At 44.1% G+C, this 24,099-nt stretch carries 27 protein-coding genes; 8 read left to right on the top strand and 19 right to left on the bottom strand.

Annotated elements, in window-relative coordinates:
* Nucleotides 1-305 precede the first annotated feature (305 nt).
* Nucleotides 306-497: a DnaJ family domain-containing protein gene (locus BM056_RS15670; RefSeq protein ID WP_238456491.1), complete on the bottom strand. Its 192-nt coding sequence runs from the start codon at nt 495-497 to the stop codon at nt 306-308.
* A gap of 501 nt (nt 498-998) precedes the next feature.
* On the opposite strand from BM056_RS15670, the gene BM056_RS15665 reads away from it, so the two are divergent.
* The 6 genes from BM056_RS15665 (at nt 999) to BM056_RS15640 (ending at nt 6,914) form a co-directional block, all read left to right on the top strand.
* A complete protein-coding gene (locus BM056_RS15665; RefSeq protein ID WP_092472372.1) occupies nt 999-2,156 on the top strand; it encodes an extracellular solute-binding protein in 1,158 nt (385 codons plus the stop codon).
* Between the two features lie 177 nt (nt 2,157-2,333).
* Nucleotides 2,334-3,458: an ABC transporter ATP-binding protein gene (locus BM056_RS15660; RefSeq protein WP_092472371.1), complete on the top strand. Its 1,125-nt coding sequence runs from the start codon at nt 2,334-2,336 to the stop codon at nt 3,456-3,458.
* Nucleotides 3,459-3,471: 13 nt separating this feature from the next.
* On the top strand, nt 3,472-4,341 hold the full coding sequence (locus BM056_RS15655; protein WP_092472370.1) for an ABC transporter permease: 870 nt from the start codon (nt 3,472-3,474) through the stop codon (nt 4,339-4,341).
* A complete protein-coding gene (locus BM056_RS15650; protein ID WP_092472369.1) occupies nt 4,341-5,195 on the top strand; it encodes an ABC transporter permease in 855 nt (284 codons plus the stop codon). Before BM056_RS15655 ends, BM056_RS15650 begins: the two co-directional genes overlap by 1 nt.
* Nucleotides 5,196-5,237: 42 nt before the next feature.
* Nucleotides 5,238-6,062, top strand: a complete 825-nt coding sequence (locus BM056_RS15645) for an alkaline phosphatase family protein (protein WP_092472368.1) — start codon at nt 5,238-5,240, stop codon at nt 6,060-6,062.
* 66 nt (nt 6,063-6,128) lie between these two features.
* The gene (locus tag BM056_RS15640; RefSeq protein WP_092472367.1) at nt 6,129-6,914 is read left to right on the top strand and encodes a DeoR/GlpR family DNA-binding transcription regulator; all 786 of its coding nucleotides are present in this window, start codon (nt 6,129-6,131) and stop codon (nt 6,912-6,914) included.
* Nucleotides 6,915-6,933: 19 nt separating this feature from the next.
* On the opposite strand, the gene BM056_RS27315 is transcribed toward BM056_RS15640, so the two are convergent.
* Entirely contained in the window at nt 6,934-7,056 is a 123-nt protein-coding gene (locus tag BM056_RS27315) for a hypothetical protein (RefSeq protein WP_274377554.1), read from the bottom strand.
* A gap of 145 nt (nt 7,057-7,201) precedes the next feature.
* On the opposite strand from BM056_RS27315, the gene BM056_RS15635 reads away from it, so the two are divergent.
* Nucleotides 7,202-7,555, top strand: coding sequence for a DsrE family protein (locus BM056_RS15635; RefSeq protein ID WP_092472366.1), 354 nt, complete (start codon nt 7,202-7,204; stop codon nt 7,553-7,555).
* 149 nt (nt 7,556-7,704) lie between these two features.
* Here BM056_RS15635 and BM056_RS15630 read toward each other — a convergent pair whose 3' ends face one another.
* The 4 genes from BM056_RS15630 to BM056_RS15610 all read right to left on the bottom strand — a co-directional run bounded on the left by BM056_RS15630 (nt 7,705) and on the right by BM056_RS15610 (nt 11,417).
* Nucleotides 7,705-8,178: a MarR family winged helix-turn-helix transcriptional regulator gene (locus BM056_RS15630; protein WP_238456490.1), complete on the bottom strand. Its 474-nt coding sequence runs from the start codon at nt 8,176-8,178 to the stop codon at nt 7,705-7,707.
* 228 nt (nt 8,179-8,406) lie between these two features.
* Nucleotides 8,407-9,216, bottom strand: a complete 810-nt coding sequence (locus BM056_RS15620) for an ABC transporter substrate-binding protein (protein WP_092472364.1) — start codon at nt 9,214-9,216, stop codon at nt 8,407-8,409.
* An 86-nt stretch (nt 9,217-9,302) separates the two neighbouring features.
* A complete protein-coding gene (locus BM056_RS15615; RefSeq protein WP_092472363.1) occupies nt 9,303-10,127 on the bottom strand; it encodes a DUF3786 domain-containing protein in 825 nt (274 codons plus the stop codon).
* A gap of 426 nt (nt 10,128-10,553) precedes the next feature.
* Complete coding sequence (locus tag BM056_RS15610) at nt 10,554-11,417, bottom strand: SDR family NAD(P)-dependent oxidoreductase (RefSeq protein ID WP_238456489.1); 864 nt, start codon at nt 11,415-11,417, stop codon at nt 10,554-10,556.
* A gap of 170 nt (nt 11,418-11,587) precedes the next feature.
* Here BM056_RS15610 and BM056_RS15605 point away from each other — a divergent pair, with 170 nt between their 5' ends.
* Nucleotides 11,588-11,953, top strand: a complete 366-nt coding sequence (locus BM056_RS15605; protein WP_165613559.1) for an FxsA family protein — start codon at nt 11,588-11,590, stop codon at nt 11,951-11,953.
* 27 nt (nt 11,954-11,980) lie between these two features.
* On the opposite strand, the gene BM056_RS15600 is transcribed toward BM056_RS15605, so the two are convergent.
* The 13 genes from BM056_RS15600 to BM056_RS15540 all read right to left on the bottom strand — a co-directional run bounded on the left by BM056_RS15600 (nt 11,981) and on the right by BM056_RS15540 (nt 23,908).
* A complete protein-coding gene (locus tag BM056_RS15600) occupies nt 11,981-12,304 on the bottom strand; it encodes a DnaJ family domain-containing protein (protein WP_092472360.1) in 324 nt (107 codons plus the stop codon).
* Nucleotides 12,305-12,388: 84 nt separating this feature from the next.
* Nucleotides 12,389-15,058 (bottom strand): PEP/pyruvate-binding domain-containing protein, encoded by a 2,670-nt coding sequence (locus BM056_RS15595; protein WP_238456488.1) that lies wholly within the window; start codon nt 15,056-15,058, stop codon nt 12,389-12,391.
* A gap of 58 nt (nt 15,059-15,116) precedes the next feature.
* Entirely contained in the window at nt 15,117-15,749 is a 633-nt protein-coding gene (locus tag BM056_RS15590) for a TetR/AcrR family transcriptional regulator (protein ID WP_092472358.1), read from the bottom strand.
* Between the two features lie 343 nt (nt 15,750-16,092).
* The gene (gene dinB, locus BM056_RS15585; RefSeq protein ID WP_337833515.1) at nt 16,093-17,256 is read right to left on the bottom strand and encodes a DNA polymerase IV; all 1,164 of its coding nucleotides are present in this window, start codon (nt 17,254-17,256) and stop codon (nt 16,093-16,095) included.
* A gap of 175 nt (nt 17,257-17,431) precedes the next feature.
* A complete protein-coding gene (locus BM056_RS15580; RefSeq protein ID WP_092472356.1) occupies nt 17,432-17,746 on the bottom strand; it encodes a carboxymuconolactone decarboxylase family protein in 315 nt (104 codons plus the stop codon).
* A gap of 32 nt (nt 17,747-17,778) precedes the next feature.
* Nucleotides 17,779-18,039, bottom strand: a complete 261-nt coding sequence (locus tag BM056_RS15575) for a zinc ribbon domain-containing protein (protein WP_092472355.1) — start codon at nt 18,037-18,039, stop codon at nt 17,779-17,781.
* 71 nt (nt 18,040-18,110) lie between these two features.
* Nucleotides 18,111-19,034 (bottom strand): helix-turn-helix transcriptional regulator, encoded by a 924-nt coding sequence (locus tag BM056_RS15570; RefSeq protein WP_238456487.1) that lies wholly within the window; start codon nt 19,032-19,034, stop codon nt 18,111-18,113.
* 131 nt (nt 19,035-19,165) lie between these two features.
* The gene (locus tag BM056_RS15565) at nt 19,166-20,020 is read right to left on the bottom strand and encodes an AAA family ATPase (RefSeq protein ID WP_092472495.1); all 855 of its coding nucleotides are present in this window, start codon (nt 20,018-20,020) and stop codon (nt 19,166-19,168) included.
* 260 nt (nt 20,021-20,280) lie between these two features.
* Complete coding sequence (locus BM056_RS15560; protein ID WP_092472353.1) at nt 20,281-21,000, bottom strand: DNA alkylation repair protein; 720 nt, start codon at nt 20,998-21,000, stop codon at nt 20,281-20,283.
* A gap of 118 nt (nt 21,001-21,118) precedes the next feature.
* Nucleotides 21,119-21,388 (bottom strand): hypothetical protein, encoded by a 270-nt coding sequence (locus BM056_RS15555; protein WP_092472352.1) that lies wholly within the window; start codon nt 21,386-21,388, stop codon nt 21,119-21,121.
* A gap of 21 nt (nt 21,389-21,409) precedes the next feature.
* Nucleotides 21,410-22,192, bottom strand: a complete 783-nt coding sequence (locus BM056_RS15550; protein ID WP_435050973.1) for an ABC transporter permease — start codon at nt 22,190-22,192, stop codon at nt 21,410-21,412.
* Nucleotides 22,189-23,001 carry an ABC transporter permease gene (locus tag BM056_RS15545; RefSeq protein WP_435050972.1) on the bottom strand — a complete coding sequence of 271 codons (813 nt, stop codon included), beginning with the start codon at nt 22,999-23,001 and terminating at the stop codon, nt 22,189-22,191. The genes BM056_RS15550 and BM056_RS15545 overlap by 4 nt, the downstream gene beginning before the upstream one ends.
* Entirely contained in the window at nt 22,985-23,908 is a 924-nt protein-coding gene (locus tag BM056_RS15540) for an ABC transporter ATP-binding protein (protein WP_092472350.1), read from the bottom strand. The genes BM056_RS15545 and BM056_RS15540 overlap by 17 nt, the downstream gene beginning before the upstream one ends.
* Nucleotides 23,909-24,099: the final 191 nt, after the last annotated feature.

Here is a 24,099-nt window from a genome sequence, read left to right as displayed (position 1 = left end):
ATTTTCCCGGAGCTAAACTTTGGTTGAAATTTCCCCATGAGATCACCCTTTTTAGTTCTTCCTTTAAGATATGGGGAAATGTAATTTTTGGTTACAAAACCAATTAGTTGTGGATTTAACCATCTGATAAATGTTGAGAAGTGATTTCTAAAAGCAGGTTTCCTTTGGTGGCACTAAGCCATTATTTCCGGGAGTCGGGAGACAGAAGTCGATCCCAGGCTTCCCGAAATGACAAGTGGTTTAGGGGTTGTGACAGATTCGACGCAAAGGTTTTATCCGGTTGATACAATTAAAGACGCGGGCGGTCAAATTGAAGATATACTGGGGACCAGTCCCGAATTTTTCATCACGCTATAGGCTAACCGGTCTTCTTGCGGAACAAAAAGCATATTGTCAATATTGAGCGGCTTACCGGCCCCGGATAAGTTTTTTAATTCTCCTTTTTCTATAGCTTCCCGGATTTTAGATTCGGCAATTTTACCAATAATTTCAAACACAACCATTCACCAAACTTTTAGTAGTTTTTTGGGTAGACCATGATCCTCTGTCTCATTTCCTTTTTCTTTCTTTCAGTCCTGCTTTCATCGGGCCTACCTCTTGGTTCCATCACTGCACCTCCGAGCTGCATTAAATAAATACAGAAGAAACAAATTATAATATTATACAAACTACATAATTACACATTGTATAACCATTACTGATATTTTCTCCCATAGTTATTAATCTGTCAATACCCATTAATTAACTTATCCCGCAGGAAAGGTCACTTTACATAAGCGCCGGACACAATGAATCCAATGCAATGAAACACAGTGGAATCTGTGGAGTCCTTTATTGCCGGTCTTTCAATATTTTAATCAATCAAAGTAAAACAACATTAGGCAACTAAAAAAACACATTAATTAACACAAAGTTAATGGATTATCGATACTCATTTAACGTTGCTTCTTTATTCTATTAATAATTAAAAACATTTTTATGAAAGAGAGGGTATATTTATGGAAAAAGCCAGACTGCTCATTATTCCGTTAACAGCAATACTTATCATGTTTCTCTTGGCCGGGTGTGGAAACTCAAATACATCAAAAGATTCAGCACAAGCAAAACAGGAAAATCAACAGGAAACCAAACAAAACAATGAGAATAGGGAACTATCCATTATGACTTGGGAAGGTTATGTAACGGATTCATTAATCGACGCTTTTGAAAAAGAAACCGGAATCAAGGTTAATGTCACCTATATTTCCGACAACAATGAAATTATCGCCAAATTGCGGGCCACAGGCGGTGAAGGATATGATCTTATCCAGCCATCTATCGATAATATCAAAAGCGCGCAGACACAGTTTAAAATCTACCAGCCAATAGATATCTCTAAAGTAAAAGTAATGGATAATTTTGAACCTTCACTTTTAAAAGCCGTGCAAGCGGAATCAACAGTTGACGGAAAATTATATGCTTTGCCTTACGTCTGGGGCACCTCAGGCATAGTGGTCAATACAAAATATGTAAACAAAAAAGACCTTTCCTATCAAGACATTTATGACGATCAATGGGCCGGCAAAGTAACAACCAGATATGCGTTTCCAACTTTTGTCGGAGCAGCCTATGGTCTTGGAGTAGATCTTTTCGGTGATGAAATTTGGAATAATCCTGATAAGTATAATGAGGCCATGGATAAGACATTAGACTATTTAATTAAAGAGAAAAAGAATATAAAAACTTACTGGACAACCAGACAGGGACATATTGATTTAATGCAAAACGAAGAAACTGTGATTTCACAGGGCTGGGACGGCACCGGCTGGTTGTTAAACAAACAGAACCCTGATATTAGATTTATCGCACCAAAGGAAGGCGCGTTAGGCTGGATTGACACTTATGCCATAAGCGCAGGCGCAAAAAATATAGCTGAAGCTTATGACTGGATCAATTTCACAATGAATGCCCAGTGGGGCGGGCAGATATCCTCTGAAGGAGGTTTTCTGTCCGCAGCCAAAGGTTTTATGGATTACCTGCCCAAAGAACAAAGTCAAATGGTAAAAGAAAGCTTTCCGCCTGAAACAATTGCCAATATTAAATGGTATCCTTCTCAAAATGAATGGAATGTCAAAAAAAATAGCGAAGTAGTTGAAAAACTTAAAGCCGCCAAGTAGTTCCTATTAACTCTAAATGCAAAATATGTATAGATTAGGTGAGGTTTATTCCTCACCTAGATTTTATTTTTCGCCGGGTATGCCGAACTCAAACACACTACCGGCAATTGTTTATTTCCATTTTACCCGCACCTGCAATGTACCTGTCTAACTCAATTTAATCAAGGAGAGTTTTAGATGAATACAGATACCTATGATGTGGAAATGAAAAATGTTTCCAAATATTTTGGTGCATTTAAGGCTGTTGACAATGTAAGCGTTCAAATTCCCAAAGGTTCCTTTTTTTCAGTTCTCGGGCCAAGCGGCTCCGGGAAAACCACCATTCTGCGATTATTATCCGGCTTTGAACATCCCGACGAAGGTGACATTATTTTAAACAACCAAGTCATTAACCATTTGCCTCCCAACCAACGGCCTACCAATTTAATTTTTCAAAATTTGGCTTTATTTCCAAACATGAATGTTTTCGATAATGTAGCCTTTGGTCTTAAACAGCGCAGGCTTTCAACTTCAGAGATAAAAAATAAAGTATTAAATATGCTGGAAAGAACCGGAATTAAAGACCAGGCCAAGAAAAAAATCAGCCAGCTCTCCGGGGGACAACAGCAGCGTGTAGCCATAGCCCGGTCACTCGTCCTTGATCCCGCCGTACTTCTACTTGACGAACCACTTTCTGCTTTAGACTTGAAACTAAGAGAACATATGCGCATTGAGCTGAAAGAGATTCAGCAACGGGTAGGAGCCACTTTTATTTATGTTACCCATGACCAGGAAGAGGCCATGGCAATGAGCGACAATATTGCAGTGATGATCAACGGAAAAATAGAACAAACCGGTTCACCCCGGGAATTGTATTCTTCTCCGGCTTCAGCTTTTGTTCATGCTTTCGTGGGAGAAAGCAATAGATTCTACGGTGTCCTAAAAGAACAAAACGAACATTACCTCAAAACTAAAGTTAAATCATTAGAAATAAATGGCCTGGCCAAGGATAGTTTTACCGGACCAGAACATGTTTTATTATTTATCAGGCCACAAAATATTCTTATCGGATCTGATGCGCAGGCAGCCGGCGGCAATTATCAAAAATATGACGGCATTGTGAAAAAAACGGTATTCAAAGGCCATTTCCATACTTATCTCATTGAATTAGCTGATGGTATTCCAATAAAAGTTGTAGTACCCCAGGCTTCTCACATAGAAATGCATAAAAACGGAACCACGGTAAAAGTAGCCTGGTTGCCTGAAGATTGCTTTTGCTATACGGCCAAAGCGCTTAAAGATATTAATGACTATATTGGCTAAGGGGGGAACTGTTATGAAGCAACCAGCCAATAAAAAACCTTTATCATGGGTTCGCCTCTTTCTTCTTGTACCGGTAGTGGGTTGGGTTTTAATGTTTATTGTTTTACCGCACCTACAATTATTATGGCTGTCATTTCATGATGTTTTGAACCCTGATCAAGGAATGTATTTTGGAAATTACAGCGATTTTTTCGCCGAAAGAATCTATTGGGCCGTCTTTTTAAGAACAGCATTATATTCAATAGCAACAACACTACTAACATTAATCATTGTTTATCCAGTCGCCTATTATCTAGCCAAAATTATCCGGGGCACTCGCCGGTTATTCCTTATATTATTCCTGTTGCTGCCGTTCTGGGTAAGCGAATTGATCCGGACATACAGCTGGATGGCTATTCTTAGAGAAAAAGGAGTTTTAAATTGGCTGCTTTTAAAAACCGGGGTATTATCCCACCCTGTTGAATTTTTGTATAACGATTATGCGATTTTGCTTGGATTAACCTATGGCGGACTGCTTTTTATGCTGCTGCCGGTCTACTCATCACTGGTTAAGCTTGACGACAATTTAATTGAAGCGGCATATGACCTGGGAGCAAGTAAATGGAACGTTTTCTGGAAAGTCATTCTTCCCAACACCCTACCGGGCGTTACTTCCGGCAGTATTATGGTATTCATGCTTACGTTGGGAAACTATTCCATACCAACCTTAATGGGGGGTAAAAACAGCATGTACTTCACCGAGATAATCTATAACTATTTTATGGTGGCCTGGGATTGGAATAAAGGCTCCGCTTTTGGCTTTTTGCTTCTCCTGCTCAGCAGTTTTCTGGTTTGGCTGGGATTAAAATTGACCAAACAAAAATTGTCGGAGGTAATTGATTGATGACAAATGCATATACGAAAGGTATTTTCGGCACCATCATTACAGCCTTCATTCTATTCTTATTTTTACCGTTGGTCATTAATATCGTCATTGCTTTTAATGACAGTAATATACCCTCTCTCCCCTTCAAGGGATTTACTCTCGATTGGTTTTATAATGCAGCCGGCATAAGAGAAGGACTATTTAATGACGAAAGAATGATTCAGGCTATTGGCATGAGTTGCAAAGTAGCTTTTACAGTATCTTTTTTAACAGTTGTTTTCGGAACAACAGCAGCCTTCTTATTTGTTAGGGAAAAATTTTTGGGAAGAGATTTATTATATTTTTTAGTCATAGCACCCCTCGTAATACCAGGGGTTATTTTAGGAATTAGCCTACTTACAGGTTCACATGATCTCATCGAATTATTAAGAAACGTTTTTGGCAAAGATGTTACGGAACCTATTACAAGTTTTTTAAGACCGGGATTTTGGCTGGTGGTAATAGGTCAATTTACTTGGATTGCAGCAGTTTCCACATTGATTATCAGCGCAGGTCTAAAAAAGATTCCCAAAGAATTGGAAGAAGCGGCAATGGATCTTGGAGCAAGCAGGTTAAAAGCAATTTTTAGCGTTACCATAAAAAATATGACACCATCTATCATCAGCGCATTTATTTTAAGCTTTTTACTTTCCTTTGAAAACTTTCCAACAACATTAATGTTAATTGGTCCGGAACCGACATTGCCTATTTATATCTACTCCAAACTCCGGTTTGCCGTCACACCTGAGCTTAATGCCCTTAGTTTGCTATTAATTATGGGTACGGCTATTTTGGGCATACTTGGTATTTCACTTCGCGCAAGAAATTCTTAAGCTCAGCGTACAGTTCCTATTATTTTGGCAGGAGGTGTTACAATGGAGAATAAAGTGATTCTCGTGCTAATAGATGGCCTTAATTACGAAGTGGGGGTTTCCAGGATGGGTTTTTTACACCATCTTGTTGAAAATGAAATCGCTCAGCTTTATAAAGTTCAAACAGAGCTGCCAACTCTATCCAGGCCATTATATGAAGTGATCTTAACAGGCACCCCGCCTTATGAAAATGGCATTGTCAATAACCAAATAACCAGAAAGTCAAAAGAAACCGGCTTATTTGAGCTGGCGAGAAATAATGCTTTAACGACTGCCGCTGCAGCCTATAGCTGGATAAGCGAATTATATAATCGTTCTCCATTTAACCTGATCGAAGATAGGGATCAAAAAAATAAAGGAATGAATATTCAGTATGGTAAATTCTATTTTGATGATGCCTATCCGGATAGTCATTTGTTCATCGACGGGGAAGTATTAAGGAGGAATTTCGATCCCCATTTTCTGCTTATACATCCAATGGGGGCAGATTATACAGGACATTTATATGGGGCCAATTCACAAGAATATTACAATATCACCTTAAAAATAGATTCTATTCTTTCAACCCTGCTTACTTTGTGGATCAAAGAAGACTACCAAATAATCATTACTTCCGATCACGGAATGAGTGCCGACAAAAATCATGGAGGAATAGCAGAAAGCGAAAGAATGGTACCATTGTGGACAATCGGCTCCAGTTTTAAAAAGTCTAAAACCGAACCGGAACTTGTAATTCCTCAACGGGGGATTGCCCCTACTATTTGCAGACTGCTCAACATTGAAAAAGCAAAAAAGATGCTTGACTATCATATTCCGGGACTGCGATGAAAATATTAGCAAGGCAAGGTATTTGTCATTCATACTGATCATTTAAGCTGAAAAGGTGTGTTTAACTTGACATTGTTAGCAGAAGAAAGAAAAAGAATAATTTTAAAAACACTTGATACGTATGGGAAAGTAACCGTTAAAAACCTTTCGGCCACATTTAATGTCTCTACGGAAACGATCAGAAGAGATCTGGATGCATTGGAAAGCAATGGAATGCTTAAAAAAGTATATGGTGGAGCAATTGAGCTTACCTTTGATGGTCCGGAACATCCCCATAAACAAAGAGAAAAAGTATATCTGGAAGAAAAAAAAGCAATAGGCAAAGCTGCTGCGGCTTTGGTAAACGATAATGAAATAATTGCCTTAGATTATGGCACAACAACCATTCAAATCATACCAAATCTTAAAAATAAAAAAAATTTAACCGTACTTACTAATTCCGTTCCTGCTTTAACGTTATTAATAGATTATAAAAATAAAAACCTATTTTCAGGAAAAATTATTTATTTAGGCGGGGAAATCAATTCCTCCCAAATGTCGTCTTTCGGTCCTATAACTGAGAAAATGCTTAAAGAATTCTATGTTGACAAAGCATTTATCGGTATTGGAGGCATTTCAATTAAACATGGCATTACGGAATATGATATTAATGAAGGTGTACTTTCAAAAAAAATGATCGGGAACGCCAAAGAATCCATCATTGTCGCAGACCATTCAAAAATCGGTGTCCGGCAATTTTATAAAATTGCCGACATTGATCTAATAAATGCAATCGTCTGTGATCAAAAGCCGCCGGATGATTGGACAAACGACTTAATTAAGTCCGGAATCAAATGGATTACTCCATTATAAGGTAGTTCTCTGTCGGCAATTATTCACCACGTTTTTTGAGCAGGCTGGCCACCCGGACAACATCTTCACCATAACGGTCCTTTAGTTTGTCCAGAGCTGCCGTAATTTTTTCTTCTTTGACCTGCTTTTCGTCCTTAAACAAGGTAAACGACTGTTTCCCGGTCAGCCTGGCACAGGTTACACCGATAAGCCGAACCGGAGGTTTACAATTTTACTGACAGAACATATTTATTTAATTAATATAATTACAATAGCTGATCTCTTTTAATATGATAGGAGGTAAAGAAATGGTAGATAATTACAGGACGGATGAACTGGTAGTGGTTTGGACGAGCGCTGACAGGGAAGTCGCACTGAAAATGGTTTTCATGTATACTTTAAACTCCAGGTTAAAAGGGTGGTGGGATAACGTCACCCTAATTATCTGGGGCCCTTCCGCCAAACTGCTACCTGAAGATGCGGAGCTGCGGGAACAGATATCTAAAATGAAGGACGCCGGGGTAAAGCTGATAGCGTGCAAGGCGTGCGCGGACATGTACGGGGTTTCCAGTGATCTGGAAAAGCTAGGAGTGGAAGTTATATACGTGGGTACCATGTTTACAAATTACCTCAAAGAGAATTACAAGGTAATAACCATATAGGGTGGAGTGCCACCATGGTTTTGTGAGGTGTATGAAACATCAAGGAAATGATCAAAGAAACTCTGATTCTAAAAAATAATGGAAAAAATAAATCAGACAAGTTTTAATCAGCAATTAACACCTTGGGGAACTACAGTGACATAACGTTATTATACTGAATCCAATCCCTTTTTTAGCTTTTCCAACAGTGAAATGAATACTTCTTTTTCATGCGTGTTAAGAGCGGACATAACTTTATTAATGAAATTGTTGTGTACCGGAAGGAAGGCGTTCATAAGTATAGCGGCCCTGTTAGAGAGAGAGACTCGTAACACCCTTTTATCGGAGGGGTCGGTTCCGCGCACCACCAGGTCCTCTTTTTCCAATCGTTCTATCAGGCCGGTGATGTTAGCCCTGGAAACCAGCATCTTTTTACTCAATTCCGACTGGGTCAAACCCCGTTCACCCGCCATGTATAGGCGAATTAAGGCGTTGAACTTCGGCCAGGAAAGGCTATAACGGCCAAAATGCATAGAAGAAACGTCTTCGAGAGTATCATAGAACGATGTCAGTTCAAGCAGTGCGCGTTTTGAAAGGTAGGAGTCTTTACTGTTTCCCTCTTCTTGAATCTTGTTAACCCCCAAACTTAACTGCAAATATATTAACATTATTGTAAGCATACCAATAGTTAAAAGTCAAGGTGGCCGGTGCTAAATTTCCCTGGCTATGGGACAAGGGGCATTGACCAGTTACATCCATAATCCCATTGCGAATACATTTAGCGATCCTGCGCGTATTTCCAGTCTGGGAGAAATATATAACCAATGCTTTCATGTTGTTGTTACCTCCGTGTATACATAATTTTCAAGGTGTTAAGCCTGAAAAAGCTGTGCCAGCTTCATCATCCCATCAAACAATCGCGGACCGGTTCGGCATAAATAGTGGCAGGGAATAGTATAAACACGCCTTGTTTTTATAGCCGTAACTTTTTCCAAAAAAGGGTGATGTAGTATATCTTCGACGTTTTGCATACAGGGACGGTTTTCCAGCGTACAACCCATGCATCTCTTTTGTAGAGGTTCATTTTCGGATCTACCGCAAGCCAGAATTATATCCGGATCTTCATCAATAATATCATCCCAGGTAATGGGGGCATAGGAGACATCTTCGCCAAAGGAAATCATGCTCGCTCCGGCGATACGCAATGCGTCATACTGGCAGGAAGCCGGGCCGGGAGTCATCAGCCTCTGTTTGCCCATAACAAAAATAACTTTGGGGCAGGCGGATTGTTTTGCTTTTTCTTCAATTAATAATAATTTATCTTTAAGCATAGCAACTGTGGAACCGCCAACCTCGTATGCTCCTGCAAATTCAATTATTTTTTTCATAATTTCAAATATGTTATTAACTGATTGAGGCATGAAATTAAGAACTGTTATCCCGGCCTGGCGCAGTTCTGTCACGCATTTTGAATGTATGCCGCCTCCGGCTATCACCAGGTCAGGATGCAAAGATAGTATCCTGGCAGAATCCGGACAGGCAAAGGTGCCGACCTTTATCTTCCGCAACGCTTGTGGCGGATAATCGCAGTTTGCAGTTACCCCTGCAACTTGTTCCCCCAATCCCAGGGCAAAAAGTATTTCCGTATGTGAAGGTACCAACGATATAATATTTAAATACACTACCCCACCCCTTTCTTCAAGACTTCAAGACTGTAAAAATACCTCCTGTCCATATTTTTAGCAGGAGGTACCGGTTAAATCAATAACTACAGAGCAATTAGTGCTTGATGGCCATGCCTGAAAGTAATCTTTTGAAACATCACCACAAGCCCGGCACCAAGTAAATAGATCGATTCAATGTTAAGATTATCCTCCGCAGTTGCGTCAAAAAAAACATTAAGTGTAGATTCGAGATCATCTTCCGGTTTACAATAACAAATGAGCATTGGGATTTTTGGTAGAGGATACAAAACAAGAGAAATATCAGAGGCAAAAGAATTATTATCCGCTGGTTTTCCGCCAAATATTACTAGAATGTCTTGAAAAAGATCCGTATGCTGATCGGCAATTTGTTTCAAAGGTTTTTCGCATCTTTGCTCATAAAGCGGCCTCCATGTCATCCCATTGGTCAATTCCCTAAACGGCACCCATGTTCCTGAAACATTTTTCCCCGCGCTTGACAAAACATAGTTGAGCAGTGGTAACGTTATCCATGGATTGACGTGGCAATCTGATGTAACGTTTCCCTTGGCATCAACGATAAAGTCCCTACCAAGACACTTAATCTTCAACTTCCCGCCGACAAGCGAAGCCCCTAATCTTTCCGCAGATAAAGAAAAATCTACTTTGGCAATTTCTTTTTTCAACTGTTCTATTAATTGTTCTTGCTGCTGTTCAATTGTCTCTCGCTTGTGGGTTTGCACATCACATCGCTCAATTATATCACTTTTCAAATGAGGACAGTCATCCAGACGTTTTTGCCCCTTGATTACCGCTGCAGCAAAGGCCATACATGTGGGCACTTGACATTGTCTGCAATTAGATTTTGGGAGTAACTTGTAAACTTCCAGCGGATTATCAAGTTTTGACATAAGAGATTCCCCCTCTCCGAAAGTTAATCTGTAAATATATTAACAATATTGTAAACATATTAACATCATTAAGTCAATACTACCAGTACAAAAACGCTTAAACGGCTAAAAAAAAGATGCCAAAAGCATCTCGTTCAACGCTTATAGACGGCTTTGGCATTGAGATAAGACCTGATAAAGCTTTTAAGCCATTCGCCGGACATGATTTTCGCCTCCTTATTATCTGGATTGGTTTAAATATGCAGCCAGGATAGCGCTTGCAACCGCATATGCCTGCGCAGTATGTTATGCGCAATTTTAATATTCTTTTGCGCACAAACATTTAACAACTCCCAGTGCGGTGCGGAATGTAAAAAAGGACTTCAAGCATTATCTTTTCAACTTGAAGCCCTCTTAATTTGATTTTACGTACCATCTGAAATTCTTTTAAGATTGAAAGGGATTACTCGGATTGCGTCCTTGTAGAATATCTTCCATTCGCATTTGCACCGCAGCATTATACTCAGGATGCGTAAAAATATAAAAGCGTTCCTCTCTGATAGCTTGGAAGACGTGATCGGCAGCTTGCTGAGGAGACATTCCTGCCTGCACGCCTTGGCGCACATACTGTACTATGGCTTCTTCTTCCGGAGTCAGGGGCCTTGCTGTTTCATTTTGTAGTTCGACAGGGCGATTGCGCTCTGAGTCCATAATCCGCGTTTTCACAAATCCCGGACACAGGACGGAGGCTTTGACTTTGGCGTTCAGATGAGCCAGCGAGTGGTAAAGTTGTTCCGACAGTGCTACCACTGCGTGCTTCGTGACAGAGTAAGGGGAATGGCCGGTCGTCAATCCCGCTACAGAAGCTGTGTTGACGATATGCCCCTCGGTATCCTGGGCCAGCATAATGGGAACAAAAGTGCGTAGTCCATGTATAACCCCCCATAGATTTACGCCAATTATCCATTCCCAATCGGCAAGAGTGCTTTCCCAAATTGTGCTGCCAGCAGCAATCCCGGCATTGTTAAATAACAAATGGGCTGCTCCAAAGGTGTCCAACGTCTTTTGGGCCAGCGCTTCAACGTCACTTGCTTTGGAAACATCCGTACGAACAGCCAGTACCTTGGCGCCTGAAGCTTGTAACTCCTTTTGGGCTTGAAATAATGCCGTTTCCTCAATATCGCCCAGAACAACTTTCATGCCTTCCCGGGCGCAGCGCTCAGCTAATCCTTGGCCGATGCCGCTGGCCGCACCGGTAATAACGGCAACCTTATCCTTGAATTCCTTCATGGTTATCCCCTTTCCATTCATAATAAGGTGTGGAGCCAGGAAAGAGGGAAGCAAGGGGACGGTTCTCTTGCTTCCTCTTTTTTGTGTGTGGTAATATATGCTTCTTCGTTTAGGCTGATATGACTCCGGTTACAATATGACCAGGAATAATATGCGAGGGGTTTGTTGATTATTTGTTATCTCGTTTATTTTTGCTATTTGTTTTAGTTCCTTTTCTGGAATTAATTATCTTAATCCGGATCGGCCAGTACCTGGGTTTCTTGCCGACAGTGTTTATATTGCTGGCCCTGGGGCTGCTGGGCATTGCTCTGGTACGTACCCAGGGTTTTCAAGTCTGGCACCGGATACGTACGGAGGTCAGCGCCGGACGCCCGCCCGGGGAAGCGTTGCTCGACGGCCTATTGGTGTTTTCCGCCGGATTGCTGCTGATCACCCCCGGATTATTGACCGATGCGGCCGGGCTTTTATTATTGCTGCCTCCGGTACGCGCCGCGGCACGGCTCCGGTTAGCCGGCTGGTTGCTGAAACAATTGGGAAACCGTCTCCGGTGGAGGTAATAGGTTATTGTTTAACGATTTAGCGGTTCATCTTCTTGCCCTTTTTTCTATGATAATTTTATACCTAATGCCGGTTTCTCTTAATTTTTTTTCGAGCGCCTTTTCCTTTATCACATCCCGGCATTCATCTATGGATTTCTGCAGAGAGTCCATTTCTTTTTTTAATGCAACTTCGCTGGGGACCAGTCCCGAATTTTTCATTACAGTATAGGCTAACCGGTCTTCCTGTGGTACAAAAAGCATGTTGTCAATATTGAGCGGCTTACCGGCGCCGGGTAAATTTTTTAATTCTCCTTTTTGTATAGCTTCCCGGATTTTGGATTCGGCAATTTTACCAATAATTTCAAACATGACCATTCACCAAACTTTTTTAATAGTTTTTTGGGTAGACCATCATGCCGCTGGCGCGGCACTGTTATTGCTATTTTATTGCTATTATTGAAGAAACACCTTTCCCTCATCCCCGTCGACAACTACTTTGCCACCCTCTTTTATGGCTCTCATGACACCCGGTATATTCACCACGGCGGGAATCCCGTATTCCCGGGCTACAATGGCCCCGTGGGACAAGAAGCCTCCGGTTTCCATGACCAGCGCGCCGGCTTTTAAAAACAGCGGGGTCCAGCCCGGATCGGTGGATGGCGCCACCATAACATCGCCCGGCTGCAGCCTGCTTCCTTCACCCGGATGATTGATCAACCGCGCCATGCCGGAGGCTTTTCCGGTGGCAACCGGCACCCCAGCCAGGCAATTGCCGGAGGTCCGGGTAACAGGTTCCGAAAACTTGGGGGTCTCACCTAAAATTACATCCGGTGGTGTAATTGACTCCATTTCTTTCCGCGCGACTTTTCTCTCAGCTATCAGTGTCTGAAGCCCGGCACCGTCCCAGGCGCCGGTCAACACCGCAATCAGCTCCGGCCAGGTGCAGAAGTAAATATCAGTCTGTTCTTTAATGATGGTCCGTTCGCAAAAACGGGAACCCAACTCCCGGGCAATCATCCGGTAGACCTCAATAATCATGGCCAGTACTGATTTGGTTTCTTCCCGTATTGCCGCTCCGGCCTGAGCCTTTCCGACCAATTTCCTGATTGAGGCATGCTTGCCGGAGGGCACTTGATCTTGGATTTCATGCCAGGCCCGGGCAAATTTTTCTTTTTGCGCCGCCTTAAATTGATCAAGGTCGGCCGTGTTGATGGTGCTGCGAATAATATCCAGAAGGTAAGAAGGGTCCTCCCGCCACCTAGGGTTGATGATATCCAGCTCATAAACGGCCCGGTGTCCGTATGCTTTGATAAACTCATGGAAGGCCCGCTTAAACGGTGAGTGTTCGGGTAACTGCTCCTCCCAGGCAAGCGGATCAAAAGCCTCGCCGGCAAAAAATTTTACGGCGTCATTGTCCCGGCGGGCGATCCCGGCCAGCTCCACCAGTCTGTAGCCGTGATCCGCGCTGGTTATCCCCGCCTCACCTCCCACCATTAAGGCATTTACTACCGTAAGGGCTCTGTCCGGGAAATACCGCTCAAGCATTCGTAATAATGATACTACCGGCAAGGAGCCCGCTGCGCTTAAAAACGAAAATTCCCTGGCAAATTCCCGGATAATCCGGCCCAATTCATCATACAGATGAATAAAATCCCCGTCCGGCAAATGCCTGAACCCCTGGCGAGTTAGGGCTTCAACGGAGCGGGAGACCCGGGCATGGGTTTGGGGGGCGTTTTTCGCGGCCTTGTTGGTTAAGGAAACGCTTTTAATGCCGTGCCACAACCTTTTCAAGCCGCTAAGTCCTTTAAAAGGTTTGGGGTCCTTCAACTCAATCTCCGGCTGGTGGCCTCCCCAAAACATATTGACATAACGGGGCAATCCACCCGCGGAGTCAAACATAGCCCATTGCAGGGCCGATAGGTTACAATAAAGCCGGCCGTTGAAAAACCTGGAAAAATGTAACCCCTCCGGCAGCCGGTAACCGGTTTCCGTAAAAGAAAATTTTTGGATGGCGTCTATAGTGTTGATCATAAAACGGCGGTTGAGAGGTGACGGGACCATTGGCACGGCGTCCCTATAATTACCGTTGGACCAGATATCCGGCTGGTTCTTTATGGCGGCAAAAGTGCTGCGGGGCAAGGCTGTTACCGGCCTGGCCTGGACCAAAACAAAATCCCGGCCGTTAAAAACCCATTCCACATCCTGGTGCTGCACACAGTCCCCCAAGGCCTCGAAAACCCTTAATAGGAGCAAGCCCAGCTTTTCAATTTCCCCGTCCGGCAGCACCTGCCGGGAGGAAAATTCCGCAGTTTGCACAAATTGAGTTCCCCCGTCCTCTTTGGTTCGGGTAACCCCTTCCTTCCGCCCGTTTTTTCGTGAAAGAATCCGGGGCACTGCAGTCCACACCCCGGCATCCAAGCGGTATGTATCAGGCTCCACGGCACCGTTTACCACCGATTCTCCCAGACCAAAATTGGCATTGATTACCAAAATATCCCGGCTGCCTGTCTGGGGATCGCAGGTAAACCCCACCCCCGCGGCCCGGGCCTCCACCATCTCCATCACTACCACCGCGGGCACCACCTCATCATCGCTGATATTCAGTTTTCTGCGGTATGCCACGGCCGCATGCGTCCACAGGGAGGCATAACACCCTTGCACCGCCGCCAGAATATTGTCCAGACCGCGAATATTCAGAAATGACGCATGGATACCGGCAAAGGATGCTTGGGCCGAATCTTCAGCCGAGGCGGACGATCTTACGGCCAACGGTCTATCAACGATGCCCAGGCTGCCCAGCGTAGATGTTAATTCATTCACGACAGGCTGTGGCAAGGAGCCTTCTTTGATTTTTTCCCTTAATTGAGCCAACCTCTCCTGGTGGCGGGTTTCCTCTATATTACCGGCAGTTACTGCTTGGGAAATGTTTAGAATCATATCCTGCAGCCCGTTGTGCCTGATGAACTCGTTATAAGCCCGGGTAGTGAGAACTCCTCCCATGGGAATGTTAAAACCGTACCTCGCCAGGCGTCCCAGGTTCCACCCCTTGCCGCCGGCTTGCTGCACACCGGACTGAAAAGCTTCTTCCCAGCTTAAAAAGTAATTTAATGTGGTTTTTGCCACTGCTCTCCCCCCTCTGCTAAACAAAACGGTGCCCATAATCGATTCCCACGCGGTGCCTTTACCCTTGATGCCCTTCCCTGTCTATAGCTCCATACAGAAATAGATCTACCAGTTTGGCTATCTCCTGGCGAAGATCGTATTGTGATGAATCACTCAACCACCCCAGAACTACAGTGCCGCGCAGGACATCTAATTGCGTTACCAGCAGCTTGACTGATACATCCCGCCTGATCTCGCCCTCCTCCCGGCCCTGCCGGATAATTTCAGCCATCATACTTTGGGTGCCTGTTTCACCACCGTTGTCCCCCGCCCCGTGACACATGTTTTTAAAGCGGTAGCCCAAACATATTCCAACCAGCTCCGGGTTCATTTCAACCCACTCATATGCTTTGTCAAGGGCGGTCAGCAAGCGCGACCTTGTATCAGGCAGGCGATGCAAAGTTTCAATGGTCTCTTTGGCCAATCCTTTGGAAAGATCTCTTACATATTCGTCAACAATGGCTTCTTTAACCGGAAAATGATTATACAGGGTTTTCCTGGCGATATCGGTCTCCAGTGCGATCTGTTCCATGGTTGTGTTGTTAAACCCCTGGCGCTCAAATAAATCCACAGCCACTTTAACGATCTTCTGCCGCGTTTCCTTTTTTTTCCTTTCTATTCTGCTTTCACCGGGCGTGTCGCCTGGTTCCATTGCCGCACCTCCTTGTTGTACCTCCTTATTGTATTGATGAATGCCATAAAGAAACAAATTGTACTGTTATACATTTTGTATTTCTATACAATGTGTAACTTATTTATTGTTATTTTCCCTCATTGTTATTCGCATGTCAATACCCATAATTCACTTTTCCCTGTAAGGAAAATACGCTTTAATCGGTTCCCGGAATAAATAAGGAGAGCGGCAAATCCCCTGCTGCTCTCCCTGTACGATTTATTTTTGAACTGATAGGTATCGCCGACGGACCGAAAGATAAAAGCGCTCATAATTAAAAGGAGTACTTATCTGGTGGCTCTACACCACTATAAAGTACCCCCTACTCTCCGCGTTTTTTAAGCAAACTTGCCACTTTGACGACTTCTTCGCCGTAACGGTCCTTCAGCTTGTCCAGGGCCGCCGTGATTTTTTCCTCCTTGACCTGTTTTTCATCCTGAAATAAAGTAATTAACCGTTCTCCGGTCAGCCTGGCACATGTTATACCGATAAGCCTGACCGGCGGTTTGCAGTGTTTATTCAATAAACGGCCGGCTGTTTCATAAATGGTACCGGTCAGGTTCGTGAGTTCCGGCAGCCTTTCGGTCCGGGTGACCAGTTGGCGGTCGGAGTATTTGATTTTCAGAGTAACCGAGCCGCATTTGATGTTTTGCCGGCGCAAACTGCGCCCGACCTTTTCAGCCAGCACACGCAGTGTCTGCCGCAGTTCCTCCAGGTCCCAAACGTCCTCGGGGAAAGTAATCTCCTTGCCAACTGACTTGGCTTCGCGGTACGGCTCCACCGGTCTGGCATCCTCGCCCCGGGCAAAATCGTACAGCGCTCTGCCGTACTTGCCAAAAGTTTCCTCTAAAAAACCAGGGGACAGCTCCCGCAGCTGACCAATAGTCATAACACCGATGTGTTTTAACTTTTCCGCTGTTTTCCCGCCGGTACCCCACATCTTTTCCACCGGCAGCGGCGTCAGGAAGTCCATCACCTTTTCCGACGGGACGACCGTAAAGCCACCGGGTTTTTGGTAATCAGAGGCCAGTTTGGCGATGAACTTGTTGGGCCCGATGCCCACCGAGGCGGATAACTGCAGATCTTCTTTGATGCGCCTTTGGATTTCCGTCCCGATAGCCTCCGGCGGACCGAACAGCTTCTCGCTTCCCGTTACATCCAGGAAGGCTTCATCCAGTGAAAGGGGCTCCACCACCGGCGTATAGGAACGGAAAATCTCCATCACCGCATCGGATACTTCCTTGTACCTTTTATGGTTGGCTGGCACAACAACCAGCCCGGGGCAGAGTTTGACGGCGGTGGCCATCGCCATGGCCGATCTAACGCCGAACCGGCGCGCCTCGTACGAGGCGGCCGCGACCACACCCCTCCGATCCGGCCTGCCGCCCACGGCCACGGGCCTGCCCCGCAATTGCGGGTTATCCCTTTGTTCCACGGAGGCGAAAAAAGCATCCATATCAACGTGGATAATGGTCATTGCAGACACCTCTGAAATGAAAGACTTTTTACATCTGATATAAACTCAAGAAGATGAGCTGGTTTTAAATACACTAACCAACTCCTTTCTTCAAGATTATAAAAATACCTCCTGTCCATATTTTTAACAGGAGGTACCGGTCAACTCAATACCCTAATATAATATAAGGTCACATATAATAAACTTATTCGTCATAAGCTTTTAACGCAACAGACAGCGCCTGCACAACCAGGTTGCCCACCGCGGGCAGCCCAAGCAGGACGGCGCTGATGATTTCTTCCCGGGTAGCTCCCAGTTCCCTGGCGTGCTTCACGTGAAAGGGGATGCCGCTATCCAGCCCAACGGCGGCCAGCACCGCGATATAAGCTATTTCCCCGGTTTTATCATCAAGGGCACCGGCGGCATCCAGCTTTTTCACCGCTTCCATCCAGGCCTGCGCATGAGCGGGAGCCTCAGTTAAAAAGGTTTGAAATGCGTTACTTACATGCTTGATTTCCATGACCATCACCTCACCTTAATGCCTGGTTATTATTACCTGGCTGACCACCGCTTTAATTTGGGAAGGTGAGAATTCAGTAAAGCCCTGGCCTCTTCTTCCTTCATCCCGCCCTCCTTCATATGAGGTACGCAAATTTCAATCATCGCCTCCATCGTCAGGTCGGGCTGTAGAAACCGGCCGTCCTCATAACAGTAAACGCAATACTCCTTGCTCGCAGCGCCGCCTTTTTCTGTACCGAGAAGCTTATCGTCGGTAAGCGGCATGCCACAACTTTGACATACTTTTTCAAACATAACCAATCACCCCTGCGTTTTTCTTACATTATACAAAGATAAACCTGACACCAGTATGTCATGTTACTTTATTAATCATCATAAATAGCTAAAATTTCTCTGGCGGTATTTCTTATCTTATCCCTTAAATGTTCCGGTTCCAGGACTTCCACGTGACTGCCAAAACTTAGTATGAATCCGTAAAGCCAGTCGTCTTCCGGGAAAGACAGTGCAACCGTGAATCTCCCGTTTCCATCCGGGAGGACATTTTCAACCCCAAACCATTCTTCGGCTAAAATTCTAACTTCCGGGTTTATGCCAAGTACTATATGCACCACGTTTTGAGATCTGTGCCACTCTTTATCCCAGGGCAGTTCCTCCAAATTGGTTTCCCGCCGGCTGAAACCCGCATCATTAACCTGCACATTTTTCATCCTGGAAAGCTTAAACAACCTGAAAGAATCTCTGATCCTGCAATAGGCATAAAGATACCATTTTTGACCCTTCAATACCAGCGTGTGAGGCTCCACCTCCCGGCTGCTTAACTCCCCTTTGGCATTGCAGTACTCGAAAGAAACAGTTTTTAATGCGTCGATGGCCTGTTTTAACAGGGTATTCTTTTCCTTCAGTCCGCTGTCGTTTCCCCAGGGGGATAAATCTATCAAAACCTGCTGCGTCATAAGATTGAAAGACTCCAGGTGCGCGGGCGGAACCGTGCTTTTCAGTTTTTCCAGCAGGATTTGGTTGTTAAAACCGGCATAAGAAGTAGAAACGCTTTTCAGGGCGGTTACTATGGCGGCAAGCTCATTGTTGGTCAATACACTTTTATCCAGCCTGTACCCCTCAGCAATGCTGATACCCCCGTTGGCGCCCTGGTAGGTGATGATGGGTATACCGGCCTGGTTGATGGCTTCAATGTCCCTGTAGATTGTTCTTACCGAAACGTCGAACATATCCGCCAGTTCTTTGGCCTGCACCCGTGTGCGCCTGATCAGGGTTACAATTATGGCCATCATCCGATCGAGCCTCATATGAAAACCCTACTCTCCGCGTATACTCATCTAATCCATGCCTTCGATCTGCTGCTCTGTTTTTCCTGCATTGAAAAGTTTAGTGTTAACGGGGCCCTGAAGCAACTTACCTTCGTTCAAAACTCGTTTTCATATCTTTTAAAAAATTCATAATATGTACGCACATTTTCCAATTCTGTCCATCTTTTCACATCAACCGGGCTTGCATCAAGATCATATATTTTTGCTCCACGCATGGAAAGCAGAAACGGTGAATGTGTTGATATAATAAATTGGCATCCAAAAAACCGTGCAGAGTCTTGAATAAATTTCATTAATTCCATCTGATGTTTTGGGGAAAGACTGTTTTCAGGCTCATCCAATATATAAATTCCATTTTCACCAATTTTTTCAGTAAAATACCGGAATGCACTTTCCCCATTCGAATATTCCCGCACATTAGCCAGCAATTGATTCCTCACAAAGCGGGACTGCGTTTTACTTCTAGCAACATTTACTTTTTTAAGTTGCTCGTAGTCTGCTATCGACTTCATTTGGAAATGAGAATATTTCGCATCCAAATATTCTTCAAAAAGTTTTTCCCGTTTTTTGTCAATTCCTTCATTGAGATTGCGGATATTCAACATACAGTCAAACACATCATCACTGGTAATAATTCTGCTATTATTAGGAATGTCTGCCTTAAGCCGTACCTCACACATATTGACATAATCAGGATAAAAATTGGATTTATTATAAATAGAATCTCGATTGATTTCTATTTTTTCTGCTATCACATTTAATGCCGTTGATTTTCCCGAACCATTTCCGCCATATAAAATCGTAACCGGCTCAAAATCAATTCTTTCAAAACCATGTCGTGATAATACCTTAAATGGATAAAACGAGTCATAGCACGTTCTTTTTACATTCATAAAAAAGCCAAATTCCATATCCACATTTGGAAATGTAAAAACATTTAAATAAACCATTAGCATCTTCCTAATCATAACTTTATATAATTTCTTTACATCATATTCTGTTCCCTTATACTTAAAACTCTCGATACTGTATAAGTGAAAAACTGTCTCAATGCCTTGAGGATACAAAAAAGATGCCCTTAGAAGCTGGTAGCCCCTTGGCGGTAGGATATATTTCTGAAAAAATCTCTTTTCTGGCTTTATTTTTTTCACACTTTTACTGTTCACCACTAAAATTAATACCTACATTCTGTTATAATTATTTCGACAATTCAGCATTTGCTATTTAAAACTGAAAGTTTCCTTTTCCTTCCCATTTGGGAATCAGTGGTGATTAAACGTCCTCGCCCCTCAACTTGAACTAACTTTTCAAGTTCCTTTAATGCGTCATTAGCAATCCAAACTTGTGCCTTATTGCCACTTTCTTTCAATTCATGTGCTAATATTATAGCTTTTTCCTGATAATTAAAATCCTTTTTACCTATTTCTCGTAATGCCCAGGATACGGCCTTTTTAACATGTTCCCGTTCATCACAGGAATACTCCTGAATAAGCCTCAAATAATCATCAATGGCATCATTCGATATAGCCTTTTCATGTATTGCAGCTGAAGCAATCAGGGTAAATGCTGCCCGCTTGAAATATGTTTTATCAGAAGTACACCACTTGCCAATTAGTTTCTCATATCCTTTCAGTTTGATGATGAGATTCTTGCATAAATGGTCGCACAAATCCCATGAAAAAACATCATTCATTAACTGTTCGATTTCTTGTAATGTAAATGTCTTTCTATTAAACACTAAAACGGCTAAAAGTTTAGCTTCATGATATCCCGTATTCCATAATTCATAGCCAAGCACATTTGACTTTCCAATTCTCTTGGCCAGTTTCCGAACTTCGCCAGTAGAAATACCCATGCTGCTGCTTTCCGGTATTCCCATTTTCACTACATTTGCTTTATACTTTTCGGAACTTAAAGCCTGTAATTTGATTTGCTTATAATTTTATTATAGCGCCTCCGACAAACGAAGCAATTAAAAGCTCAAAATAGATTCCGCCCTATGCAATTTTTAGAGCTGCACTTTGTTCCTGTTCCGGTGGCGGAGGTTCCTATGCAAGGATGTCGTGATCAAAACACAACCAGGCTTTCTTCAGATTCGGATGGTCATTAAGCATCTGGTATAAATGTTTTTTGAGCTTTTTGCATAATTCCTTACTGGTGAGCGTGGCTTTACCGGCGAATTGAATCACGTCGTTATAAGCATCCAGCACCTTGTCCTTTTCAACATTGTCCAGCAAAGAACAGCCCGCTGCGCCGAGCATTAAACAAGAAGCAACCGCTATCGCAAGGAATTTCATAATGGTTTTAGTCGTTTTCATTGTCATAGCTCCTATTCTGAACTACCACCCCTTTTTCAGTGGGGCTTTCGCTTTGCTTTTTACGGGTTTCTTTGGCTCGACGTTATCACGCATCGACAAGATCATAACTGCGGAAATTGCCAGCATGACCGCCATGCTCAGACAGCACAACAAGGTATTCCAATGTACTTCATAGCTCCGGTAATTGATCATTCCAAGACTTGCCGTGATGGGATAGATGTTAGCCAGCTTCATGTTGCCGGCGGCAAACATACCGCCGTAGCCATAGACAAAGGCTACAATGACCCCGGCCAGAAAACCGCTTGCGGGACTGCTCGTCAAAATGATGATGGGCAGCACTGCGATAAACAGGAAAAGATTCAGCAATGTGGTCTGCACAAGGCCCTGTGCCGCCGCTCCTGCTGAGAAACCGGGAAAACCCGTAAGCAATCCCGCAAGAATGGTAAAGGCCGTACATACGAGTCCGAGAAACAGCGATATCAGTACGCAGACCAGCAGCTTCCCGACAAGCAGCCGCTTGAAAGTCAGCGGAACCGTCAGTATGTTTTTCAGAGTGTCGTCTTTCTGTTCACGCGCAATGATATACCCCGCAATTAGTGTGATGCACATGGGAAAAATCGTGGTCATGTTGTTTTTGATCACCTGTTCGATCAAAATAGAAAATGTCCATACCATGCCGTCATTCGCGGTGGACGTAAACAATGTGAGCAGCACAGAGAGCAGCATCAGAGCCACTCCCGCCCATAAGATGGAATAGCGTCTTAGTTTCCAATATTCGGTTTTTGCAACCCACCAGATTGTCATTCCCGGTTCCTCCTTTCATACATTCTGATGATCAAGGCAATGGATACGCTTCCCATGACCGCCAAGATAGCCACGGTTTGCAGGGTGGAAGGAATCAGGCCAAGATCAGTCATTGCTTTGACATTCAGGTCTATCCCATGCGCCACCATATTTCCGGCGCTCCAGAATGTCGTAAGCGTACCCGGCAGTATCCACGTGACCGCTTTCGGAAGTACCTCGAAAAGGGAGGTTGCGCTCAAATTCAGTACACTGTAAAAAATGCACAACAGGACGGAAAACACATAGGTTTTGCTGAAAAAAACGATCAGGATAATCAGCGGCAATGTGCCCGCCGTAATGAATACCCCCATCTCAACGGACATGACCAGCTTGTACCATAACCCGGTGATTTCAAAAACTTGCGGCAGAAAAGCGGAACAAAGGAGCGTCGCGCCCAGGGACGCTATGCTGAAAAGGATGCCGTACAAAAACAGCACCACCATCTTCGCAAAAATCATCTGTCGGCTTGTGACCGGGATCGTCCTTAGACTTTTGAAGGTATCGCTGTCCCGTTCCATGAAGAAAAGGATTGCCGCAAGAACGCCAAGGATCGCGGGCAAAAGAAACTGAACTCCGTATCCAAGCACGAAGTTGAAAACGCTGTCAAACGCCTCGGCGGGTGTATCGCTGCGCGAGGCCATCGACGGCGTGGTCATCATATAAGTCAAAGGAATCGGAAACAAAAACGCAAACAATAAAGTAAGCGAAACAAATTTTCTGCGCTTCACCTTCCATAACTCGCATCTGATCGGTTTAAGCAATCCCCACACCCCCGGTAACCTTTTTGAAGTAATCCTCCAGCGTATTTTCACGGATGTGGGCTTCCGTAACCTCAATGCCGTTTTCGATGAAGCAGCGGTTGATTGCGGCAATCGGCAGCGACGTATCAAACAGCAGCAGATTATGGCTGTTCTCCACGTTGAAATTCTGTGTTTTGAAACTCCGCAGCAAAAGCTGGGACGCCTGCTCGGTGTCCGAAACGACAAAGCGGACGTATTTGCTGTTCTTCCGCTCCAGTTCCTTCAGGCTTTCTTCCTCCAGCAGAACGCCGTGATCAATGATGCCAATGTCGTCGGCCAGCAGCGCGATTTCGGAAAGGATGTGGCTGGAGATCAGAATGGTTTTTCCTTTTGCATCGCAAAGCTCGCGGATAAAACTGCGGACCTCTGCAATTCCGATAGGGTCAAGACCGTTGATGGGTTCATCCAGAATCAGCAGTTCCGGGTCGTGCATAACCGCCAGCGCAATAGCAAGGCGTTGTTTCATGCCGAGGGAATATTGCGAGTAAAGCTTTTTATCCCGGTACGGCAGGCTGACCAACTCCAGCGCGTCACGAATGGCGTTTTTCTTTTTTACGCCGCGCAGTTCCGCAAAGACTCTGAGGTTTTCCGTTCCCGTGAGGTTGGGGTAAAACCCCGGCGACTCGATCAGACTCCCGACACGGGGCAGAATCTGTTTTTCATGGGTCCGAATATTCTCTCCGAAAACCTTTATTTCACCGGACGTCGGGCGTGTGAGGTTCAAAAGCATTTTCATGGTGGTGGTCTTTCCGGCCCCGTTGCGTCCAAGCAGGCCATAAATTCTGCCCTGCCGTACATGGATATTCAGATCGGCTACACTTTTTTGTTCACCGTATTGTTTGGTCAGATTTCGTGTTTCGATGATAAAATCACTCATGTATATAGAGCCTCCTTTTGAGCTTTCGGACTGATTATACCTTCGCGTCCTTGAGCCAGGCTGGAGGCATCCTTGAGTTTTCCTTGAGATTGAAACCGGCACAATATACAAGGTTCAGCTTTTGATTTAAAATTACTGTATAGTAAAAATTGAAGCATTCGCTGTTGCGGGCGTTTTACATTAAGAGGTGT

It is taken from the genome of Desulfotruncus arcticus DSM 17038 (assembly GCF_900113335.1).
GTDB classification, from domain to species: Bacteria; Bacillota; Desulfotomaculia; order Desulfotomaculales; family Desulfallaceae; genus Desulfotruncus; species Desulfotruncus arcticus.
The sequence above is the reverse complement of the archived record's forward strand: the minus strand, read 5'-3'. Positions and strand labels throughout refer to the sequence as shown.

Coding starts and splice junctions, on each gene's coding strand:
- BM056_RS15665 (WP_092472372.1), top strand. CDS start 999: ATGGAAAAAGCCAGACTGCTCATTATTCCGTTAACAGCAATACTTATC.
- BM056_RS15660 (WP_092472371.1), top strand. CDS start 2,334: ATGAATACAGATACCTATGATGTGGAAATGAAAAATGTTTCCAAATAT.
- BM056_RS15655 (WP_092472370.1), top strand. CDS start 3,472: ATGAAGCAACCAGCCAATAAAAAACCTTTATCATGGGTTCGCCTCTTT.
- BM056_RS15650 (WP_092472369.1), top strand. CDS start 4,341: ATGACAAATGCATATACGAAAGGTATTTTCGGCACCATCATTACAGCC.
- BM056_RS15645 (WP_092472368.1), top strand. CDS start 5,238: ATGGAGAATAAAGTGATTCTCGTGCTAATAGATGGCCTTAATTACGAA.
- BM056_RS15635 (WP_092472366.1), top strand. CDS start 7,202: ATGGTAGATAATTACAGGACGGATGAACTGGTAGTGGTTTGGACGAGC.
- BM056_RS15615 (WP_092472363.1), bottom strand. CDS start 10,127: ATGTCAAAACTTGATAATCCGCTGGAAGTTTACAAGTTACTCCCAAAA.
- BM056_RS15610 (WP_238456489.1), bottom strand. CDS start 11,417: ATGAATGGAAAGGGGATAACCATGAAGGAATTCAAGGATAAGGTTGCC.
- BM056_RS15600 (WP_092472360.1), bottom strand. CDS start 12,304: ATGTTTGAAATTATTGGTAAAATTGCCGAATCCAAAATCCGGGAAGCT.
- BM056_RS15590 (WP_092472358.1), bottom strand. CDS start 15,749: ATGGAACCAGGCGACACGCCCGGTGAAAGCAGAATAGAAAGGAAAAAA.
- BM056_RS15580 (WP_092472356.1), bottom strand. CDS start 17,746: ATGGAAATCAAGCATGTAAGTAACGCATTTCAAACCTTTTTAACTGAG.
- BM056_RS15575 (WP_092472355.1), bottom strand. CDS start 18,039: ATGTTTGAAAAAGTATGTCAAAGTTGTGGCATGCCGCTTACCGACGAT.
- BM056_RS15570 (WP_238456487.1), bottom strand. CDS start 19,034: ATGATGGCCATAATTGTAACCCTGATCAGGCGCACACGGGTGCAGGCC.
- BM056_RS15565 (WP_092472495.1), bottom strand. CDS start 20,020: ATGGTTTATTTAAATGTTTTTACATTTCCAAATGTGGATATGGAATTT.
- BM056_RS15555 (WP_092472352.1), bottom strand. CDS start 21,388: ATGAAAACGACTAAAACCATTATGAAATTCCTTGCGATAGCGGTTGCT.
- BM056_RS15550 (WP_435050973.1), bottom strand. CDS start 22,192: ATGACAATCTGGTGGGTTGCAAAAACCGAATATTGGAAACTAAGACGC.
- BM056_RS15540 (WP_092472350.1), bottom strand. CDS start 23,908: ATGAGTGATTTTATCATCGAAACACGAAATCTGACCAAACAATACGGT.